Genomic DNA, 19,354 nt, shown 5'->3' on the forward strand with positions numbered 1-19,354 from the left:
TTGTCGCAAACCTCTGATAAGGACATGATCTTAGTTTCACGCCTTTTTTTTAACCACCAACCAAGGCATTATGAAAACAAAAGAATATTACTCAGTTTTAGTTCCACTAATCAACTTAATTTTAACAGGAAGTAAAGAAGTCGTCATTGAAGATGAATGTATCAAATTATCTGAAGGGTACTTTTTATCTATGGAAGAGTATGCTCAAGCAAAACAAAGTACACATTTCTACCAATGTATTCATGAATTTTTAGAATCTCTAACTACTTTATTAATGGTATTACTAAGTATAGCATTATACTCTTTGTAGTCCAAATACAACTCATTATCATCTCTCTTGATATTTCGAATTTGATTAATCTCAGCATCCCAATCATCGAGTTTTGTCTTGACGCTTATGTTTTTTCTTATCCTAACTTTTGGAGCAGTAACAACTAAGCGAATAGGAACCATACCTTCTTTATCGATCTTATCTTTTCTCAGCTCGAAATAGTATTTCATTATTATTGTTTTTTAAGGGGGCTTGCCAAGGGGGCAACGCTTTTACATAAAAAAACAGGAGCTTTTCCTATTTTTAATTTTCGTCGATCAAAATCTTAAAAACATACTCTAAAAATCCATTTTTTACGAAGGGGCAAATTAGGGGTTAGAAATATGACTAAAATGAATTCAAATCAGTTCAAACGAATTAAAATAAATCATATTGAACTGATTATCAATAGGTAAAACTATATAAAAACGAATTAAAAAACAAAACAAGTTCAGGTGGGACCACAATAAAAAAAGCATCTATTGAGAAATAGATGCTTTTTTTATGTTTTTTAAACTACTGCTTTTAACTTCCAGTTATTTTTTTCCCATGAACAACTTCTCTAAATAGGCTGTTTTTTCTTTCTCCGCTTCTAATAGACGCTCATACAATTTTTTATTTTCTTCATACGCTTCTACTAATTTATCAAGGGGATTAAAAGTACAGAAGTTGTTATAGATTGGACTATCGGTAATAGTACTATTAATAATATTCATCACTTTGTCATCTGAATATTCTTTAATTACCTCAACAGGCACTTCTAGAATCTTAGCAATACTTTCCAGTTTAGTTTCCTCAACCGTTTCACTATTTTCAATATTAGATACTTGTTGCTGACTAACGCCTAAAAGCTCAGCTAACGTTGTTTGCTTCATTCCTTTTATTTCACGGATTCGACTAATATTTCTTCCTATATGTTTACGAGTGGTGGTGGTCATAGCTTCATGTGTTTAGCGTTTACAAATATATAAAAGAGACCTTCTAAAACCTAAAACGAGTCTATCTATAATACGAATGTAAGATACTAATTTTCAATTGTATTATACAAGTAAAATTAGTTCTGTACCGTTATTTAGGATCCGATCTTTGGTTAGATTACAAAATCAATGCCAGGTATTAATTATAGAAAAAATTTAGTAATCAGTTAATTACAAAATTTAACACTGTTAAAATCTACTATCAATTATGGAACACCAGATACACCAGGGAAGAAATGTAAAGCGTTTCAGAGAAATGCTTGGAATCAAACAAGAGGTTCTAGCATTTGATTTAGGAGACAATTGGACTCAGAAGAAAATCTCTTTACTAGAGAAAAAAGAAATAATTGATACTTGCTTACTTGAAGAAATTTCTAAAGTATTAGCTATTCCAGTGGAAGCAATCAAACAATTTGATTCGGAAAAAGCACTTAGCCTTATTTCAACTATCTACAGTGATACGCCTACCCAAGAATATTATCCTAACTATCTTGATCCTATTGCAATACTAGTAGAATTACACAAAGAAAAAATCATATTATATGAGCGTATAATCAAAGAGAAAGAAGAGATGATGAACCGCTTGGAGAAGTTGATTTAAAACAACCGACCTAGATACCGTATCCCGTTATTCTGAAATATGCTTTAACGCTGCACTTAAAAAAAAGAAATTACAACCTCGGACTTGCTCCGAGGTTTTGTTTTTTATACACTTTCGAAATGAGGACTGTGAGATTTTGAATACACCTGATCTAAAAAATACAAGCTACCTCCTCTTCATCACTTTATGCACCAAATGACCAGCTAGCACCACCACAAGCATAAACCCCATACAGACGAGATTAATCACCAGGTTAATCACCATGCTTACCGCAGTAACTACTTTATCTACCCAAGATGCTTTCATCCTACTTATTTAATTGCGTATCAAGTTTTCGCATTTGATTTGCCCTTCTCAAGGCAAACTACAGTTAATTACTTTTGAATTAGCCTTGTATTTTACCTCAACTTATCCAATTGCTTTTCTATAGCGGTGTGAATTTCTTCTAATTCCGCGGTATACTGATCGGTGTCTTCTGCTATGGCGCGTCTCCAGATGGTAAAGGCAATCAATCGAAACTCACTGTATACCAACAGATTTTCATTTTGCTTAACCAACTCCGCTGGGAGGTTTTCAATTTGATTGGTCTTCTTTATAATTTCGATATTTTCTTCCCATTTAGGAAGAATAACCTGATCCAGGTCTTGCAGTAATTCTGCTTGGGATTTTGTGGTTATATTGTCATAGAATTTCAACGTCTCCTCTTCATTTTCAGAGAATTGAACAAATTCAGTCTGATATTGCTCATAGACTTTATCTTCCGGCATCAAAAAGACCACACCTACAATACAAATCACGACGATTAAGGCTGATACAAGAGCCAGTCCAGCACTTCTCCAACCCGAGTAAAACACATTGTTAAACGCCTTGTGTTGTCGCAGTTTATCCCCTTGTTTTACTTCAACAATCCAGCTCACTATTCCCGCAAAGATTGCTGGAAAAATATAATTGGGAATACGTTCGACAATTGTATCAGAAAGCAAAAGAAGTCCACCAAAGATCACAACCGTTGCAATAATACCCAAAATCCATGCTTGTTTTGCTTTTTTCTCTTCACCTAAGGCGCGGTAATTTTCGCGAATTAAATAACCCGCGACTAAAGGACCCCCTAAAAAAGTAGCCATAGCAATCGCATTGGATGAATACATTTTTACCCCTTCTGTTATATTTTCTTGTGTTGTATTTGCTTCTGTTATATTTGCTTTTGTTTTGCTTTCTTCTGTTGTGCTTTCTTGCATGATCCTATGTTTTTTTATTCAAAAAAATAACCTGATGTACTATTTTTTCCTTTTACTTTTAAAAAGCGATGGCTTTCTATAAAGGTATTATTCGTCAATTCTCTTGTATCAATAAGCAACCTCGTTTTACCATAATTCAGCAACGTATCATTCCCTACTAAGGTATCTCTAAAAACGTCTTGTAATAAAACGCCTGTCAGGTGGTGATCAATGGAGTTTCGGTAATAGAATTCCAAGCGATTACTGGTATCTGAACTTACAGCACTCAAAATTAAACTATCTGTAATTTCATCGTATAACAGCTGTAACCGACGCTTATTTTCAGCACCTACTTGTAGCTTGTTGAATCTATTATACAAGACGAGAACCCCTTTGTACGTGTCTAATGTATCAGTTGGATAAATCTGTAAACTATAAAACTCACTGCTCAAGGTATCTATTGTTTCTTCATCCCAAAATACGACAACTTGATTAATGATCGTATCTCCTGTTTCAGAAATATAATACTGTACGCTCTCCAGTTTATCATCAAGAGTGGGATAGGAAAACCATTTTACTTGATAGAACACCTCACCCAGCATCTCATAACTCCAAGTTCTTTTCAACTCCTTTCTCCCACAACCAAAGAGGAGAAAACCAACAAAGAGGAACATTAATTTATACATCCATTACTCCTTTTATAAGTAAAACGAAAATAGGCATTCTTAGCATACAATCCGCTCGCTCAAACAAAATATACGTACTTCTCTTTATTTTTTTGCAAAAAAAAGCCCAATGAACAATACATTCACTGAGCTTTACATAATATAGTTTGATTGGTTTTTGTGCTATTTTACAAGTTCTCTTTCGCGCAAAAGGGTTTGTTCACCATTTTCCACTTTGTATTTTTTGGTCCAAATACAATCGCCGTCATACTCATAAGCAAACGTTTCTTTTTCAATAACAGGGCGAACGGGTGGTGTTCTGTCTTTTTTGCGTCTCTTTTGTTTGGTATAGGTAGGCGCAATGGTGGTACGCGTACTCACTTCTGTTACATTCCCACAAGCATCGTATTTATAGATACTGGTGCGAATCTTCTTTTCTCCTTCCTCAAAAAACGTTGTTTTCTCCAAGCGTATGGTTCCGCTTTCATTATAGGCGCGAACCGTACTGAACCCACGTTCATATTCTTCTGAATACTCCCGAGAGGTAACGATCATGGGTCTTCCTTTTACGAATTTCGTATACGTATGTTTTCCGTCGTCAATCAATATTCCTTTATCATCATAGGTAAACGAACTCTCAAAAACGACTTCTCTCACTTGTCCACGATCTGCATCATACATCAAAACTTCTTGGTACACGCGACCTTGATTGTCGTAAAACACGTCGAATACCTTTCCCAATTCATCGTTATAATACAAGCGGTAGCTGCTGATTCGCCCGTCCACTAATTCATATTCAATGCGATCATTGGGGTATACACTCGATGCATCGCGTTCATAAAAATGGTCGTATTGCTTCCATTTTGGATTAGCGTCAATTCGATCTAGTGCCATTTGAGCAAATGCACCAGTACTCATCGTTAACAAAAGTAGAGTAAGAATAGCTGGCTTTTTCATTAGTCATTGGAGTTTTTGTTGTACATTTTTCCCTAAGGAGTACGCAAAGTAGAAAAAAAACCAACCAATACAAAAAATAAAGTGAACGAATACGAAAAATTAACTTAATACACACCTGTTTTTAAGTATTTCAATTTGCGATTCAAGTAGTTACCGCAACTTCACTTCTAATTTTGAAGGTTTATACTGCAGGTCTACTTCTACTAGCAAAGCCGCACGTCGAGACTGATCAAACAAAAAGGTCTGCTTACTGTTATTGGAGTAGGTTAACAGCGTATCCAGGTGAAAGTTGAGCATGGCATACGTGTAAACATAGCGCACCTCTAACTCCCCTTGTTTATTTTGACCTTGAAAGTACATTTGTATACGACTTGCTGGCTCCGTTGAACTGTATTCTTCGAAATAACTAACTACTTCCATAAATAGCTCACCCTTTTGTGCTGGGGTTACACGAATAGAATCAAGCGTTGTTCCTTGTTGTAAAACTTTGATTTGTGTTTTGGGTATTTGTCCCAATACGACTCCATGAAAAGAAAAGAATGCGACAACATGAATAAAAAATCGCAAAACATCACAATTTTTTCTTAAAACTAAAAAGTGGCACATCTCTTGCATTTAACAACAATAATAAGATTGATTATCATAAAAGTTTCGAAATTTACAATAAATAAAAAAATAGAAACTTGTGTTAAACAAATTTTCATTAAAAAACACTGCGGAATAGCAGTAAAAACAAAACAAAAATAGCTTTTTATCGCTATTTTTTAACAAATTACAATATTTTTATGTACAACAACCACAATAACATACAAAAAACAAACATACAGACACACAATATTCGTTTTTTAAAAAAATTTAACTAATTTTAATAAACATATGTTTACTTTTGTAGGCGATGATAATCTCCTGAAAAAGAAATAAAAAAGGGTGTTTGTACACGCAGGAGAAAGCGTGTTAAATGAACGACAACAAGAAGCTAAAAACGGTTAATTTCAACGTTGTTTTTTCGCTATTCTTCGAAAGGAAAAAGATTATTTTATATTAAATTTGCAACTGAAAATAAAGAAAAGAAATGAAAAAGATTATCTCATTATCCATCCTACTCTTGGCTTTTTCTGTGACTTATGGGCAAAGAAAACCTGTGATTCAACGTAGCAGTGATATCATTGTTTATAAAGATATAGAGAATATCCTTCAGCACAAAGCTGAATTGGGATTAAGTCAAAAACAAGAAGCTTCTTTTGTCGTTAAAAACGAATACATCAAAAGGGACTTGCAAGCCCTAAATGACAGAACAGATATGCTTCCTGTTGAAAAAAATGAAACGGAAAAAAAAGTTAAAAATTCGTATCAACTATTTATTCAACGCACGTTAAACAAAGACCAAATGGACGTTTGGGCTCAGAAAAAGGTAGAATATGATTTAGCCATGGTCAATGATGATGGACTAAAGGCAGATTTAAAAGTGTTAGATGCCCTTTATAAGGCAGAACAAAAAGAAATTTACAGAAAGTATGGAATGGATCGCGCTATTTATACCGCTCAAAAAAATACTATTCGCAAAAAATACGAAACGGATCGTTTAAAACTAATGGAATATTACAATGTTTCTGAAGAAGAAAACGATGTAATGTCCTTAGAAGAAATCGCTAACTTAGTAAAAGAGTTTGACGATTACTACAATGGAGAAGCAAAATCCAATCCTTTAAAGTTCTTGAATATTAGAGAAAATGCAACAGAAGGAGAAGAAGAAACAACGGTTGAGGAATCAACGTACTCAGAAGAATAATAAGCGATTTTAATAGCAACAACAGCAGGACTTCAACGTTTACTGCTGTTTTTTTTTGCTATTCTTGTGTTGTTCTTTTTCAACCTAAGTGTTTTTTATATTTTTCAAGACACTCAAGGTGATAGCTACCAAAACAAAAACAACAATAAAGACAAGAGGGGCTAAAATGTCCGAATTACACCAAAATACAGCATTTTAAAACCCCTCCATTTCAGTATTTTTACTTTACTTTGCATAAAAATAATCTTATGTCATACATATCAAGAGTTTTAAGCGGAAAATGCCCAAATTGCGGCAAAGAAGATTTATTCTATGATAAGGGGAATCCCGTTACATTTCGCATGCCTAAAATGGCGAAAGAGTGTTCTCATTGCCATTATAATTTCCATAGAGAGACAGGTTTTTACTTTGGAGGCATGTATGTGAGCTATGGTCTTACTGTGGCAGAAATGAGTGCTGTAATGGTTTTGAGATTGATCATCAACGCTCTTTTTGACGTACATATAACTCTCCTTCAAACCTTTATCGCCATTGTAGTTGTACTACTTTTATGTTGGACATTTAACTACCGATTATCTCGCATAATTTGGTTAAATATATTTTATAAAAAAGAATAGTTTCTTTCAAAAAGTTATTTATCTTTGCACCACTTGAAACAAAAACGGGTGTAGTTCAAGGGTAGAATAGCGGTCTCCAAAACCGTTGATGGGGGTTCGAATCCCTCCACCCGTGCAAAAAAGTCCTTGCAAATTGTAAGGACTTTTTTTTGTTTGCCTAATAATCGGTTGTCAGTTTAAAGCTACTGTTTAAAAAACAGCCAACTGTATTTAGGGATGTTCACAACCGTAAACTGTAAACCGTAAACTGTAAACCGTAAACCATCACTGATACCGCTTAAAAAATTCTTTGGGGGTTTCTCCTACTCTTTTCTTGAACAATTTAGAGAAATACGAATAATCATCATATCCCAAAACAGAGGCTATATCATTGAGTGGATAATCCGTATAAATCATCATGCGCTTGGCTTCTAACACCACGCGATCGAGAATAATATCCGTTGTCGTTTGATTGACCATGGTCTTACAAACACGGTTGAGGTGTTTTTGTGTCATATTCATCCTATTGGCGTAAACAGCCGCTGATTTCTCTTCCGCAAAGTGCTTCTCAACCAACTCCTCAAACAATTGCAAATGCGTGGCATATAAATTATTGTGTATTGTTTTAAAGGTTTCTCCTTGTAGCAATATGCGGTTTGTTTCAATATAGAACAACAACGTCAAGCTCACCAATTGCTGGTTGCGCTTCCATTGTTCTTGTCTAACTTCTTCGACCATGCGGTTCAACACAAACGCCAATACTTGTGCATCGGCTTCACTTAAACACACGTGATTCGGATAAAAAGCGGATCGAAAAACAGGATAATCCCGCAGGGATTCTTTCAACAAATACAAGTCTAAGAAATTCTGGGTGTGAAAAAAGATGTATCCCTCAATATCATCTGACAACTCCCAACTATGCGTTTGCCCAGGAGCTAACATGAATACCGATCCCGGTTTTACCTCGTAGCGATTAAAATCAATTTCGTGTATCCCTTCGCCTTTAGTGAACAAAACGCCTACGTAAAAATTGTGCTTGTGTGGTCGCTCAATATGGCTGTGATTATCGATAAGATGTTGAGATAAGGTGTTGGCATAAAAATCGGTTTGCAAATTGTTATGCGTTATATCATTAATCTGTAAAATAGCTATTTCATCCATACCCACTCAATTTGTAACAAAAGTAAAAAGAAATCCCATCTAGCCCAATTTAATTAACTATCTTACAAGAACTTTCATTTTTTAAAATAAGCATTGCATAAGCAAATTTTATTTCCAAACTTTGTTACTCAAACTAAAAATAATTGCTCCAATGAAAAAAGCAATCGGAATAGCGAGTTTTATTGCCCTCGTTGCAACAGCTTGTACACAACAACAACCGACACAAAATTTAGAATCACTCGATAAAAAATCAGCCCGAGAAGTGACGTTAAAAACGATTACTTCTGGCGACAGTATTTACCATATCACAGCGCAAACCATTTGGGTAAATGGCAAAATGGTACAACAAAAAGTAGACACCCTTACCACAGCGAAAAATTTTAGCGACTGGGGGGATGCTCAACCAACCAATATAGAAAAAGTTCCAATTTACGTAACAGTAGAATAATATGAAAAAAAGTAGTAAAGCCGTTTCTTTAGTTTTAATCACAGCTACTTTAGCTTCTTGTTCCAAACCTACTGAAACAAAAGAAGAGCAACAACGCGTATTTATGCGTGCGGATAGCAGTGCTCCCTATACCGAAGTAACCGATCAATACCAACAACAACGCAGCAGTGGTGGTGGCATGGGCATGGGTAGTGCACTCTTGTGGTATATGGCTTTCCGTCCGATGATGGGGGGTGGAATGGGCTATACGAGTCCAGGTATTTCTCCTCAATCGAATGTTGGATCCAATACCTCCAAAGCAGATGCCTATAAAAAACAAACGGCACGTGGTGGCTTTGGCAATACCTCCAAAAGTAACTCGGCTGCTTCTTAATCGTACAACATGCAATTAAAATATCTCACACCGCAATCCAATTGGCAAAATCGATTGGAACAAAACGGTTTTGGTTATCATACAGATGAAAACAACATCCCCTATTGGGTCGAAGAATACTATTACAGCATTTCGGAACCCTTAGCGGATGAGATTTATGCGGCCACCGCTGATTTATGGGACATGTGCCTCCAAGCGGTAGACCACGTCATCACAAACAAATTATACGACCAGTTTCAAATTCCCCTTTTCTTTCACGAACACATTGAACGCTCTTGGGAAAAGGATGAATTGAGCATTTATGGCCGTTTTGATTTTGTGTATGACACCGTACATCAACAACTGAAAGTACTCGAATTCAATGCCGATACCCCTACCTCTCTTTATGAAACAGGTGTGGTGCAATGGCAGTGGATGAATACGTATTTTGGCAATTCTAGAGATCAATTTAACTCGGTACACGATCGCTTAATCGAAACGTGGAAAGAAGCAAAGGCCCACATGAAAGGCAGTACCTTACACTTTTCTTGTATGCGTGAAACACTCGAAGACTTAACGAATATTGAATACCTTCGCGATTGTGCAATACAAGCAGGTATTAACACCAAACTTATCTACATTGACGATATTGGATGGGATGGTGAAACCTTTACCGATTTAGAAGATGAAATGATTACCGATATCTTCAAATTATATCCTTGGGAGTGGTTGATTTACGAGCCCTTTGCCCTACATATTCCCAGTGATATGGCACAAGCACAGTGGATTGAACCGTCGTGGAAAATGATTCTCTCCAACAAAGCCATTTTGCCTATTTTATGGGAGTTGTATCCCAATCACCCTTTGCTCTTGGAATCGTATTTCGACGAACCTAAAGGCATGCAAAACTTTGTCAAAAAGCCCCTACTATCGCGTGAAGGAGCCAATGTAACCTTGTATATCAACAATCAAGTAGCAGAAGCAACCAAAGGTGATTATGGCGATGAAGGCTATATCTGTCAAGCACTAGCGAATTTACCCAACCAAGGAAAAGGCTATTTTATTATTGGCAGTTGGCTAATCGGACAAGAACCTTGTGGAATTACTTTTAGAGAAAGCGACAAACGCATAACGACGGATAAAAGCAGATTCGTCCCTCATATTATTGAATAACATACAAGCCTAATTTTACATTAGGCTTTTTTACTCTTTTTACCGCCCATGACACCCGATTTTATTTACGACAAAACCTTTGAAAACCTCGTTTTAGAGCCTAATAGCATCTCTTTTAAAGAATATGAAAACTGTAAATTCATCAACTGTGATTTTACGGCTTGCTCTTTTTTATCTACGCTATTTATCGATTGTGATTTCAAGAATTGCAACTTTAAAAACGCTGCAGTGAATTATGTAGGATTGCGAAATTGTCACTTCCAAACCTGTAATTTTACGCATGTTAACTTCACCATGATTGATCAAACGATTTTCGAGTTCTCCTTTACGGATTGTAATTTAGAATTTACGTTATTCTATGGATTAAACCTCAAGAAAACATCCTTTATCAACTGTAGTTTAATTAGCGCAGATTTCATGGAAGCAGACTTATCTCAAGTGATGTTTGACAACTGTAACCTGTATCGCGTGAATTTCACCAAAGCCAAAGCACAGAAAGCCGACTTTTATACCAGTTATAATTTTGATATTGATCCCGATTCGACCAAACTGAAAAATGCCATCTTTTCCAAAGACGCTTTAGAAGGGTTGTTGAGAAAACATCAATTGATTTTAAAATAAAAGAAGAGAACCTTAGGGTTCTCTTCTTTTTTAACGGATAATCCGTCATAATCTACACATTATTGAACTAATTTGTGCTATTTCAACACAATACATTTCCGTTAAATCCACGTTTTTTGTGCTTTGAAAAAAGCAGCTCGAATCGCTGCGTAATTCTCCGCAATAAGGTATACATTAAAAAGCAAAACCAGCAGATCAAAGTAGATAAAATCCAATGCATGACTAATGTAAACATGCGTCAAAAACATACCCAGTGAAATTGGAAATAACCAAACAGCACCAAAAAAATACGTTCTTCGAAACAAAAGCAACAGCCCCCCAACTAATTGAGCAAAACCAATAACGTGAATGAAGTTCGTTCGTTCCCAAATAAGGTAAAAATCCAGAAAATCCCCTGCTAATCCAAAGTCAATGTATTCTTGTTGACTGATCTTTTCTGTTAGCTTTTCAAACCCATGCGGAATAAATACATAAGCTAAAAAAGCACGACAAACATAACTTAAGGCTAAAGCAATGCGTTGAATAATTTCTCCCATAATACCTCTTACTTTTTATCGATAATATGGAAGCCCATTAAACGTCCGCTACCTTTTAAGCGAAAAGTTTCTTTTACTTCTCCTGTTTTAGGATTATACTGATAGGCTCCTGCAAAATTTTCTTCTGTATTATTGGAAGTGAAATAAATAAAACCATTGTGATGAAATGGATTTTGGTAGGAATAGAAATTATCAGGTAACATAGCTAAACGCGTTGCTTTTTTCGAATTCACATCAATTTCATTCCAATACCAAATATCTTTGCGGTAAGACACTCCATGCTGACCTCCACCATAGTAGGACGTAGGTCGACTTGAAATCGTCGTATATATTTTGTTGTTGTGTGCAAAAATTCGGTTGAAATCACTTGGATACTGGTAATCTGAGATTTTCAACTCAAAAGATGGATCAAAAGTAATGGCCCCTTTTTTAATGCGTAAAATTTTAGATTCGGGTTTTTGAACAGTCATATCTCCTACTGCAATCACGTATAAATCTTGTGTAACCTCATCTAAACTCCATAGCACATGATCCGCAAATAAACCTAAATTTGTTGCTCCTTCATAAGAAGTCACTCCTTCAATTTTATTTGTTGTTAAGTCGTAAACTGCTATTTCAACTTTTTCCACATTGGGTTTTACTTGCCAAGCCGTACTACGTGTTCCATGTTGAATATCAACATATAATTTATTCTCTCGTTTCGCTAGAATCAACTGTCCAGCTGCTTCATATTGGCTGCCATCTGAAAGGGACGAAAAATCAACTTCTCCGATGCGTTGCATCGTTTGTGGATTAAACTTTTGTACTTTTAATCCTCCTGCAGCAGAATCCCAATAATATCCTTCGGTTGCATTAACCACTAAATAATTGGTTTCGTATGTATTATTTGGCGTACTAATAAATCCGTCTGTTCCAAATTTACCGCCTTCCAATTTGTACTTGGACAAGCCTACTTCACTCGCTAAAGCTCCATCTTTTTTGTACAATACATTATCCACAACACGACCTCCCGCGGAGTATCCCAACTGATAGAATGGAGTAGAAGATAAATCGATTACACGTGATTTCGCTTCATCTAATGCATAAATTCCTCCGGCCCATTTTTCTGTTCCATTAAAAATCACCCACAATTCATCTTTAGGCAATTCATCTGAGTTAATAGGTGGTGTTGGCTTTTGTGTCGTATCATCGCTCGCACACGAGAAAAGTAAACAAGTAGCTAAAAAAGCTGTAGCTATACCACTAAATCTTAGTTTTTTCATAATCTTGATTAATTAAATGATTTTGTATACAATTTTAAATTGAACGGAACGTCCAGGTTTTTGCACGTTGAAGTTGTCATAGCGTTTACTATTGCCAACATTGAGCACTTCTAAGGCTAGATTTATTTTCTTATTTCCAAAATAATAATAGAGTCCCACATCATGTGAGAATTGACCTAATCGTCCGTCATTGGGAATAATTAATTTAGAATCTACCATAGTCGCTTCCCCAAAAAGACTAGGTTCTTGTTTTTTGGGAATATCGGTCAGATAAAATCGATGGAGATAGTTGAGATTCCAACTTACACTTACTTTATCATCCGTAGTCAATATTCCCTTAACATGACTCCTAAAAAACGCATTGCCAAAAAAGAAGGGAATATTAGGTACACGAGCACCTTCATACATACTGAACTCTGCTCTTTCATTAATGCGTCTAATATCTTGATAAGTAACATTCACCCCAAAATCTACTTGTTCTTTGATTTGATGGGTCGCTTCTACTTCTACTCCTTTGATTTCAACTTGATGGAAGTTGATGTATCGGTTGTAGGGAATATCAGGTTGAAGGAAAATAGCATCTTTTACTCGACGATAAAAAAGATTAAGCGCTAGCGTTCCCTTATGTGCAGACTTTCCGTACACATAAGCTGTGTTTAGATTGACATTGTGGCTCGTTTCAGGAAGGAGATCCAAGTTTTCCTTAATTAAAACGCCATCGCCAAAGACTTCCATTTCATCGGGTAAACGCGTAGCATATTCATAGGAAAGCTTGAGTAAGTACGAATTTACATCCCACTTTAATCCACCGAGATATCCCCATTGTTTCGTAGACTGAGAAGATTGCCAAGCGAAATTGAACTTATCTGTAGTAAAGCCTTTGGATTGATTGTTGTAATGCTTGAGCGAAACGATACTCTCTAGTTGATCTCCCAACCACAAAGATCGCAGCGCTAAAGCGGTAATACTCTTTTGATAAGTTGCAGGAATAGTCAAAACATCCACCTCATGTACTGGAGAAACTGCCCCTAAAGGATCACTGCCCTTTCTGCGTTGATGATAAACTAATTCTCCAAATTCAAGAAAGTGATTCGGATTCACTTGCAATGTTGCATTGATTCTAGCCGCTAGTAAATCATACTGCAAACGCTGCTGACTTCCGCCTTTATTGATTTCACCAATAATCTGATTTTGAAGAATAATTTCATTATCCCAATTGTAACGCACCGTAGCAGTATCGATGAGTTTCGTATTAAAATGACTCCAACTCCATACTGCATTTACTTGCAAACGCTGATCCCAAAATCCTTTTTTATAGGAGAGAATGGACGCGTAATTCTGCTCCGTACTATAAGCCTCTCCAAAAACTTTCCCCATCTCACTGTCGTGTTGCAACTCCTTGTAAAAGTCTGAAAACAAAAACGTCAATTTCAGATCATCAACCCATATTTTATCTCGAACTCCCACAAACAATTCCCCGTAATAAGAAGCTGTGTCATCGTGAAAACGACGCACTTTTTTCTTGTATTGATTTCCTGTTTCTGGATCGATGAAAGGAGCATCAATCTTATAGTTATTCGCCGAAGTATTATAATTCGTATTCAGTCCAAAATAATAAGCAGGATTCTTGCCAACCAAAAGTAAATTAGCCGTTGCCCGATGAGTTTGAAAAGAACCTAATTCATAGGACAATTCTAACAAATTAGATTTGGGGTTCCGCGTAACCAAATTAACACCACCTCCAAGAGCGTCAGAAGCTAGGTATACTGGCATAGCGCCTTTGTAAATCTCAATGCGCTCCAACATATTCGCAGGAATTGTACTCAAAGAAAATCCATGTCCAAATAACTCGATGGGAATCCCATCTTTAAATACTCGAATAGCTTTACCCTGTAAACCTCCCAAATTCAATTGAGTTTCAGCGCCTAATCCTCCATTAGATCGAACTTTGATTCCCGCTGATTGATTCAATTGATTACTAATATCTCCTCCTTTATGATACGCCTGCTTCATATCCAATACCTGTACTGCAAAAGGTGTTCGCTCTATTTTCTGCGCTGTCGTTTGAGACTGAATCACTACTTCCTCTAACTGTTCCTGCTGTTCTCCAACAAACAAGAAATAATGAGCATGCTGGCAATCAATCTCCACTGATTGTGTATCAAGAAGCTTTCCATTCTCGTAGATTTGCACGTTATAAACTCCTTCCTGTATATCTATACGCTTGCTTTTCCCCTCCTTATCAAGTCCGTAGGATTGCTGATTAACAATCAAGGTTAAGTTGGAAGAAAATCCAGTTTGACTATGCTGCACAGAAAAAGACACCTCACAAGCCAAGGCAGGTGAGCAACAGCACAACAAAAAGTAAAAATATTTAACCATATTGTTATTTAGAATAAATTTAAATACTGTATTTTTACGCAAAAATATACTTAGAGAGATCAATACACCTTACGAATTTGAGTGTAAGATTTACGTAAAAGGGTTTATTATGAGCTATAGAATAGATATTGTTGACTTTCTAGACCTGGTGAATTACCCATCACTCCAGGAGCCTACAACTAGCTTAAAAAAAGAGAAGGACAACGCATTACTTCCCGAGAAAATAAGCATTAAGCAAGAAATTGTCAACGAACATCTTCGCGTTGTTTCTATGCAATACACAACCAAACAGACAATAACCTTAGACTGCTTAGAACGTGATCCCTTTCTCGAACTTCACTTCAATTTATCTCCTCACGCCATTGGGTATAATAATTCATTTTCGCCTTTAAAGGAAGTTCCCACTATGACAGGCAATATGATTTACTTAGCATCCACAAGTGAAAAATCAGAAATATCTTTTCAAGAAGGAGTAAATTATGAAACCTTCGATATTCATTTACCGTTGAGTATGATTAGCAAACATGCGGGTGAAAATCGTCAATTGGATCATTTTCTCAATCAAATCACCTCAGCTCAAAGTGCGGGATTATCCGATAATTTTATTCAGCTGAATCCGCTTTTGTACCAAGCCATTCAAAGCATAAAACAGTGTTCTTTTGAAGGGTTGACACGTAAAATCTATTTAGAATCGAAAATCAACGAAATACTAGCGTATTGTTTTGAAGAGCCAATCACCGCTCAAACAGTTAAATTAACGACGAGAGACATGGATTGCATTCGCTTTGCAGCCCACTTAATTCAAGCACACATCAGTCATCCGCTTACGATAGAGGAAATTGCAAAAAAAGTGGGCATCAACCAGACCAAGCTCAAATTAGGGTTTAAACAAGTTTTTGGCACTACCGTTTTTGGATACTTACAAGAATTGCGCATGAATCAAGCCCAAAAGTATGTCATGGATACAAGGGATACCATCGAAGAAATTAGCCTAAAATGTGGATACCTCAATACCTCCAATTTCAGTAATGCATTCAAAAAACACTTTGGTCATGCACCAAGCACACTGCGTCAAAAAAAGGAATTAAGCTATTAAAAAAAACCTAAACAACAGAAATACAACATTTTAAAACTTATAAATAAAACATATTTTAAATATGTTTCCTCAAGTAAAGAACGAAAACAGTATCTTTGAGTAAACAGTTTTAAGACTACATTATGCGGTTGAAAAAGAAACATAAAATACTAGGGATTCTACTCCTTTTTGTTGTGGTTGTATATTGTTCAGGTCAATGGATGATTAACTATTTCCTAAATCAATATTTACCGACAATCATCGCAGAAAAAAACGATTCACCCTATGATTTAACCTATCAATCCGTTCATTACTCCATTGCCGAACGCAAATTATCCATTAAAGAGATAGATATTCAACCGAAAGCGACTACAACCACCGATTCCCTATCTTACCTCAAAGGAAAGTTACAGCAAATCGATATTCAACAAGTTGCTCTTTGGAATTTATTCAAAAAGCATCACCTGGAGGCTCAAGGAATTGTAATTGTTCAACCTGATATCCAAGTATATCAACATCAAACAGTGCAAGATACTACACCAAAAGCGCCACTTGAATTCATCAAAGCGATTGATATCAAGAATATTGTTGTGAAACAAGCTCATGTTCTGATACACGATGTGGATCGCAACCTGCGCTTACACGAAGTACACAACTTTAACGCCCAAATTAAAGGGATTCACTTTGGCGTGGAAACCCAAGATAAACCCCTTCCGTTCACCTACATGGACTATGTTATTTCCTGTGACTCTGTTCGCAGTTTAGTTTCAGATGCTCAGCAATTAGATATAGACGGCATTCTAATCAATCCCAATCAAATTAGCACTGCGCTTCTTTCCTTAAAACCGCTAATAGGGACGAGAGAGAAAGCAGATTTACCTCATCGACTTGTTTCCATAACTGCTCCTTCGCTAGTATTAAGAGGTACCGATTGGGGATATAAAGATCAATCCGATTTTTATCTCCATATCGATCAAATACAAACCCCTTCTGTGGATGTTCAAGTAGAGGCAAATGAGCGATCAACTCGTAAAAAAGAGGTCAAAACAGCGGTTAATCCTAAACTTTTACCTTTTGATTTAACCATTGGTGCTATTGATATGGATAGCATTCACATCAATTCGCTCAATCAATGGCTTGTCAAAAAAGGAAGCTTACACCTCAAAGGCGTGGCAAACAAAGCCAAAGAAGAGCTGCGTATTAGATCCATTCAATTCAAACAACCGGATATTCACCAGCATCAGACACATCAAAAAACAAAGGTAAATCCACAAAAGAAACAAAAAGTACAAGTGTTTTTTGACGAGTTAGTGCAAATTGATACCCTCTCTATTCAAAAGGGAAGCTTTACCTCAACGAAAGGAAAAGAGCACAAAATTGCCTTACAAGCAAAAGAGATTCAAGCCTCTATCGAAAAAATTCACTTAGATGCAGGGACTATGGAAAACAAAATTCCCGTGCAATACAAAGAAATCTCCTTTTCGTCAGAGGCGATACAATGGGATGCTGGTCGTTTTTACAACATCAAAATATCTAAAATACAGGGAAAAAACACCACATTAACTTGTCATAATTTTGAGCTAATTCCCAAATACAATCGCAAGACCATGGTGCAGATGTTTACCTATGCGGATGATATTTTTACCCTTAAAACCAAAGCGATTACGCTTTCCAATTACTCGTGGGGATTTGACGCTCAAGATGTTTTATTTTTTAAAGCCGATCGCGTCAAACTCGATCAAATTAACGCCAATATTTTTCGAGATAAAACACCGCCATTCAACATGAGCATCAAGCCGTTGTTCAGTAAAAAACTACGCGAGATTCCCTTTACCTTGGCCTTAAAACAAGTAGATATTGTCAACTCTACCTTGGAATATGAAGAATACGACCAAAAAGCAATCGCACCTGGAAAGTTAACCTTTGGCAATTTCAATGCGTCCATTCAAAATATATACAGTGGATTTAGGCAAACTAAATTACCGACAACAACCTTGGCTATTCAGGCGAGTTTTATGAATGCAGCCCCTTTACAAGTAAACTGGTCCTTTAACCTATTAAATCGTCAAGACGATTTTCAAATTAGTGGAACCATTAAAAACTTTCCGGCTACTGCCATGCAACCCTTTTTGCAACCCTATGTCAAAGCGTCTACGGAGGGGAATTTGGATTTGATCAAATTCAATTTCACCGGAAACAACAAAGTCGCAACGGGTACTTTTGGTATGAATTACAACGATTTAAAAGTCACCTTGTATCGTAAAAATGGAGAAAAAAAGAAAAAACTACTCTCTAAAGTAGGCAATTGGTTCATTCACAAAAACTCGGCTGGAGCATTTAAAGAAGTTGAGATAAAAAAAGTGAATCGCATAGAAGAAAAGTCTTTTTTCAATTACCTTTGGTTATGTATTTTACAAGGTCTAAAACAAACTATATTATAACACAATCGCATATGAGAACCGTATTTATCACAGGAGCATCTTCAGGAATTGGACAAGCTACAGCCAGAGCTTTAGCACCCAATCATCGTTTAATCCTTTGTGGAAGAAGAAGAGAGCGATTAGAAGCCTTAGCCCTAGAATTAAATGCCCTTACAGCAACGCATATACTCACTTTTGACGTGCGCAACAGAGAAGAAGTATTTCAGGCTGTTGACTCCCTACCTACGGAATGGAAAAACATAGACATCTTAATCAACAATGCGGGAAATGCACATGGTTTATCTTCCTTCCAAGAAGCAGACATTGAAGATCTAGAAGCAATGATTGACATCAATGTCAAAGGCTTAATTTACGTGACGAAAGCTGTTTTACCCTTGTTATTACAACACAACCGAGGAGGGCATATTGTCAACTTGTCTTCCATTGCAGGAAAAGAAACCTACGCCAACGGATCGGTTTATTGTGCATCAAAATCAGCTGTAGAATCTATTTCAGCAGGGTTGCGCATCGATTTAAATAGCAAGGGAATCAAAGTTACCAACGTAGCTCCTGGCGCTGTTGAAACGGAATTTTCAATGGTGCGCTTTAAAGGAGATCAAACCAAAGCAAACCAAGTGTACAATGGATATGATCCACTTAGCCCCGAAGATATTGCCCATGCTATTGCCTACGCCATCAATCAACCGGATCACGTGCAATTGGCCGATATGACCATTTTTCCCAAAGCACAAGCTAGCGGAACAACTTTTTACAGAAAACCTCAATAGGGTAAACGATTTAAAAGCAATCAC

The 19,354-nt window shown here is 36.5% G+C and carries 20 protein-coding genes and 1 tRNA gene; 11 read left to right on the forward strand and 10 right to left on the reverse strand.

The genetic code is table 11. From position 1 onward, the window contains the following. Positions 1-240 precede the first annotated feature (240 nt). Together FBR08_RS04440 and FBR08_RS04445 are read right to left on the reverse strand one after the other, a co-directional pair. Entirely contained in the window at positions 241-501 is a 261-nt protein-coding gene (locus FBR08_RS04440; RefSeq protein WP_158961604.1) for a hypothetical protein, read from the reverse strand. A gap of 345 nt (positions 502-846) precedes the next feature. Continuing rightward, the gene (locus tag FBR08_RS04445; protein ID WP_158961605.1) at positions 847-1,248 is read right to left on the reverse strand and encodes a helix-turn-helix domain-containing protein; all 402 of its coding nucleotides are present in this window, start codon (positions 1,246-1,248) and stop codon (positions 847-849) included. A gap of 247 nt (positions 1,249-1,495) precedes the next feature. On the opposite strand from FBR08_RS04445, the gene FBR08_RS04450 reads away from it, so the two are divergent. Further along, positions 1,496-1,888, forward strand: a complete 393-nt coding sequence (locus FBR08_RS04450; RefSeq protein WP_158961606.1) for a helix-turn-helix domain-containing protein — start codon at positions 1,496-1,498, stop codon at positions 1,886-1,888. A gap of 398 nt (positions 1,889-2,286) precedes the next feature. Here the strand turns inward: FBR08_RS04450 and FBR08_RS16740 are convergent, their stop codons facing one another. The 4 genes from FBR08_RS16740 to FBR08_RS04470 form a co-directional block, all read right to left on the reverse strand. Further along, positions 2,287-3,126 carry a hypothetical protein gene (locus FBR08_RS16740; protein WP_199268628.1) on the reverse strand — a complete coding sequence of 280 codons (840 nt, stop codon included), beginning with the start codon at positions 3,124-3,126 and terminating at the stop codon, positions 2,287-2,289. Positions 3,127-3,140: 14 nt separating this feature from the next. After that, on the reverse strand, positions 3,141-3,791 hold the full coding sequence (locus tag FBR08_RS04460) for a hypothetical protein (RefSeq protein ID WP_199268629.1): 651 nt from the start codon (positions 3,789-3,791) through the stop codon (positions 3,141-3,143). A 162-nt stretch (positions 3,792-3,953) separates the two neighbouring features. Next, on the reverse strand, positions 3,954-4,727 hold the full coding sequence (locus tag FBR08_RS04465) for a hypothetical protein (RefSeq protein ID WP_158961607.1): 774 nt from the start codon (positions 4,725-4,727) through the stop codon (positions 3,954-3,956). Positions 4,728-4,877: 150 nt separating this feature from the next. Next, entirely contained in the window at positions 4,878-5,294 is a 417-nt protein-coding gene (locus FBR08_RS04470) for a hypothetical protein (protein WP_233266240.1), read from the reverse strand. 505 nt (positions 5,295-5,799) lie between these two features. On the opposite strand from FBR08_RS04470, the gene FBR08_RS04475 reads away from it, so the two are divergent. From FBR08_RS04475 to FBR08_RS04485, 3 genes are all read left to right on the forward strand, one after another. Further along, positions 5,800-6,516: a hypothetical protein gene (locus FBR08_RS04475; RefSeq protein ID WP_158961609.1), complete on the forward strand. Its 717-nt coding sequence runs from the start codon at positions 5,800-5,802 to the stop codon at positions 6,514-6,516. A gap of 248 nt (positions 6,517-6,764) precedes the next feature. Next, on the forward strand, positions 6,765-7,133 hold the full coding sequence (locus FBR08_RS04480) for a DUF983 domain-containing protein (RefSeq protein ID WP_158961610.1): 369 nt from the start codon (positions 6,765-6,767) through the stop codon (positions 7,131-7,133). 44 nt (positions 7,134-7,177) lie between these two features. Next, positions 7,178-7,248 (forward strand) — tRNA-Trp (locus FBR08_RS04485). A gap of 149 nt (positions 7,249-7,397) precedes the next feature. On the opposite strand, the gene FBR08_RS04490 is transcribed toward FBR08_RS04485, so the two are convergent. Beyond that, entirely contained in the window at positions 7,398-8,273 is an 876-nt protein-coding gene (locus tag FBR08_RS04490) for an AraC family transcriptional regulator (RefSeq protein WP_158961611.1), read from the reverse strand. 151 nt (positions 8,274-8,424) lie between these two features. Between FBR08_RS04490 and FBR08_RS04495 the strand changes: the two genes are divergently transcribed. The 4 genes from FBR08_RS04495 to FBR08_RS04510 are packed head-to-tail and all read left to right on the forward strand — an operon-like array spanning position 8,425 to position 10,867. Next, complete coding sequence (locus FBR08_RS04495) at positions 8,425-8,721, forward strand: hypothetical protein (RefSeq protein WP_158961612.1); 297 nt, start codon at positions 8,425-8,427, stop codon at positions 8,719-8,721. A gap of 1 nt (position 8,722) precedes the next feature. Further along, positions 8,723-9,094, forward strand: coding sequence for a hypothetical protein (locus FBR08_RS04500; RefSeq protein WP_158961613.1), 372 nt, complete (start codon positions 8,723-8,725; stop codon positions 9,092-9,094). Positions 9,095-9,103: 9 nt separating this feature from the next. Next, positions 9,104-10,246, forward strand: coding sequence for a glutathionylspermidine synthase family protein (locus tag FBR08_RS04505; protein WP_158961614.1), 1,143 nt, complete (start codon positions 9,104-9,106; stop codon positions 10,244-10,246). Positions 10,247-10,294: 48 nt separating this feature from the next. Continuing rightward, positions 10,295-10,867: a pentapeptide repeat-containing protein gene (locus FBR08_RS04510; protein ID WP_158961615.1), complete on the forward strand. Its 573-nt coding sequence runs from the start codon at positions 10,295-10,297 to the stop codon at positions 10,865-10,867. 101 nt (positions 10,868-10,968) lie between these two features. Here the strand turns inward: FBR08_RS04510 and FBR08_RS04515 are convergent, their stop codons facing one another. From FBR08_RS04515 to FBR08_RS04525, 3 genes are read right to left on the reverse strand one after another with little or no spacing between them, the layout of a single operon-like run. After that, positions 10,969-11,403, reverse strand: coding sequence for a DoxX family membrane protein (locus tag FBR08_RS04515; RefSeq protein WP_158961616.1), 435 nt, complete (start codon positions 11,401-11,403; stop codon positions 10,969-10,971). Between the two features lie 8 nt (positions 11,404-11,411). After that, positions 11,412-12,665, reverse strand: coding sequence for a hypothetical protein (locus tag FBR08_RS04520; protein WP_158961617.1), 1,254 nt, complete (start codon positions 12,663-12,665; stop codon positions 11,412-11,414). Positions 12,666-12,677: 12 nt separating this feature from the next. Next, the gene (locus tag FBR08_RS04525) at positions 12,678-15,047 is read right to left on the reverse strand and encodes a TonB-dependent receptor plug domain-containing protein (RefSeq protein WP_158961618.1); all 2,370 of its coding nucleotides are present in this window, start codon (positions 15,045-15,047) and stop codon (positions 12,678-12,680) included. A 109-nt stretch (positions 15,048-15,156) separates the two neighbouring features. On the opposite strand from FBR08_RS04525, the gene FBR08_RS04530 reads away from it, so the two are divergent. The 3 genes from FBR08_RS04530 to FBR08_RS04540 all read left to right on the forward strand — a co-directional run bounded on the left by FBR08_RS04530 (position 15,157) and on the right by FBR08_RS04540 (position 19,330). Then, on the forward strand, positions 15,157-16,143 hold the full coding sequence (locus FBR08_RS04530) for a helix-turn-helix transcriptional regulator (RefSeq protein WP_158961619.1): 987 nt from the start codon (positions 15,157-15,159) through the stop codon (positions 16,141-16,143). Positions 16,144-16,343: 200 nt separating this feature from the next. Further along, positions 16,344-18,563 carry an AsmA family protein gene (locus tag FBR08_RS04535; protein WP_233266243.1) on the forward strand — a complete coding sequence of 740 codons (2,220 nt, stop codon included), beginning with the start codon at positions 16,344-16,346 and terminating at the stop codon, positions 18,561-18,563. Positions 18,564-18,574: 11 nt separating this feature from the next. Then, on the forward strand, positions 18,575-19,330 hold the full coding sequence (locus tag FBR08_RS04540; protein ID WP_158961621.1) for an SDR family NAD(P)-dependent oxidoreductase: 756 nt from the start codon (positions 18,575-18,577) through the stop codon (positions 19,328-19,330). Positions 19,331-19,354 lie beyond the last annotated feature (24 nt).

The sequence above is a fragment of the Myroides fluvii genome (genome assembly GCF_009792295.1).
GTDB lineage: Bacteria > Bacteroidota > Bacteroidia > Flavobacteriales > Flavobacteriaceae > Flavobacterium > Flavobacterium fluvii_A.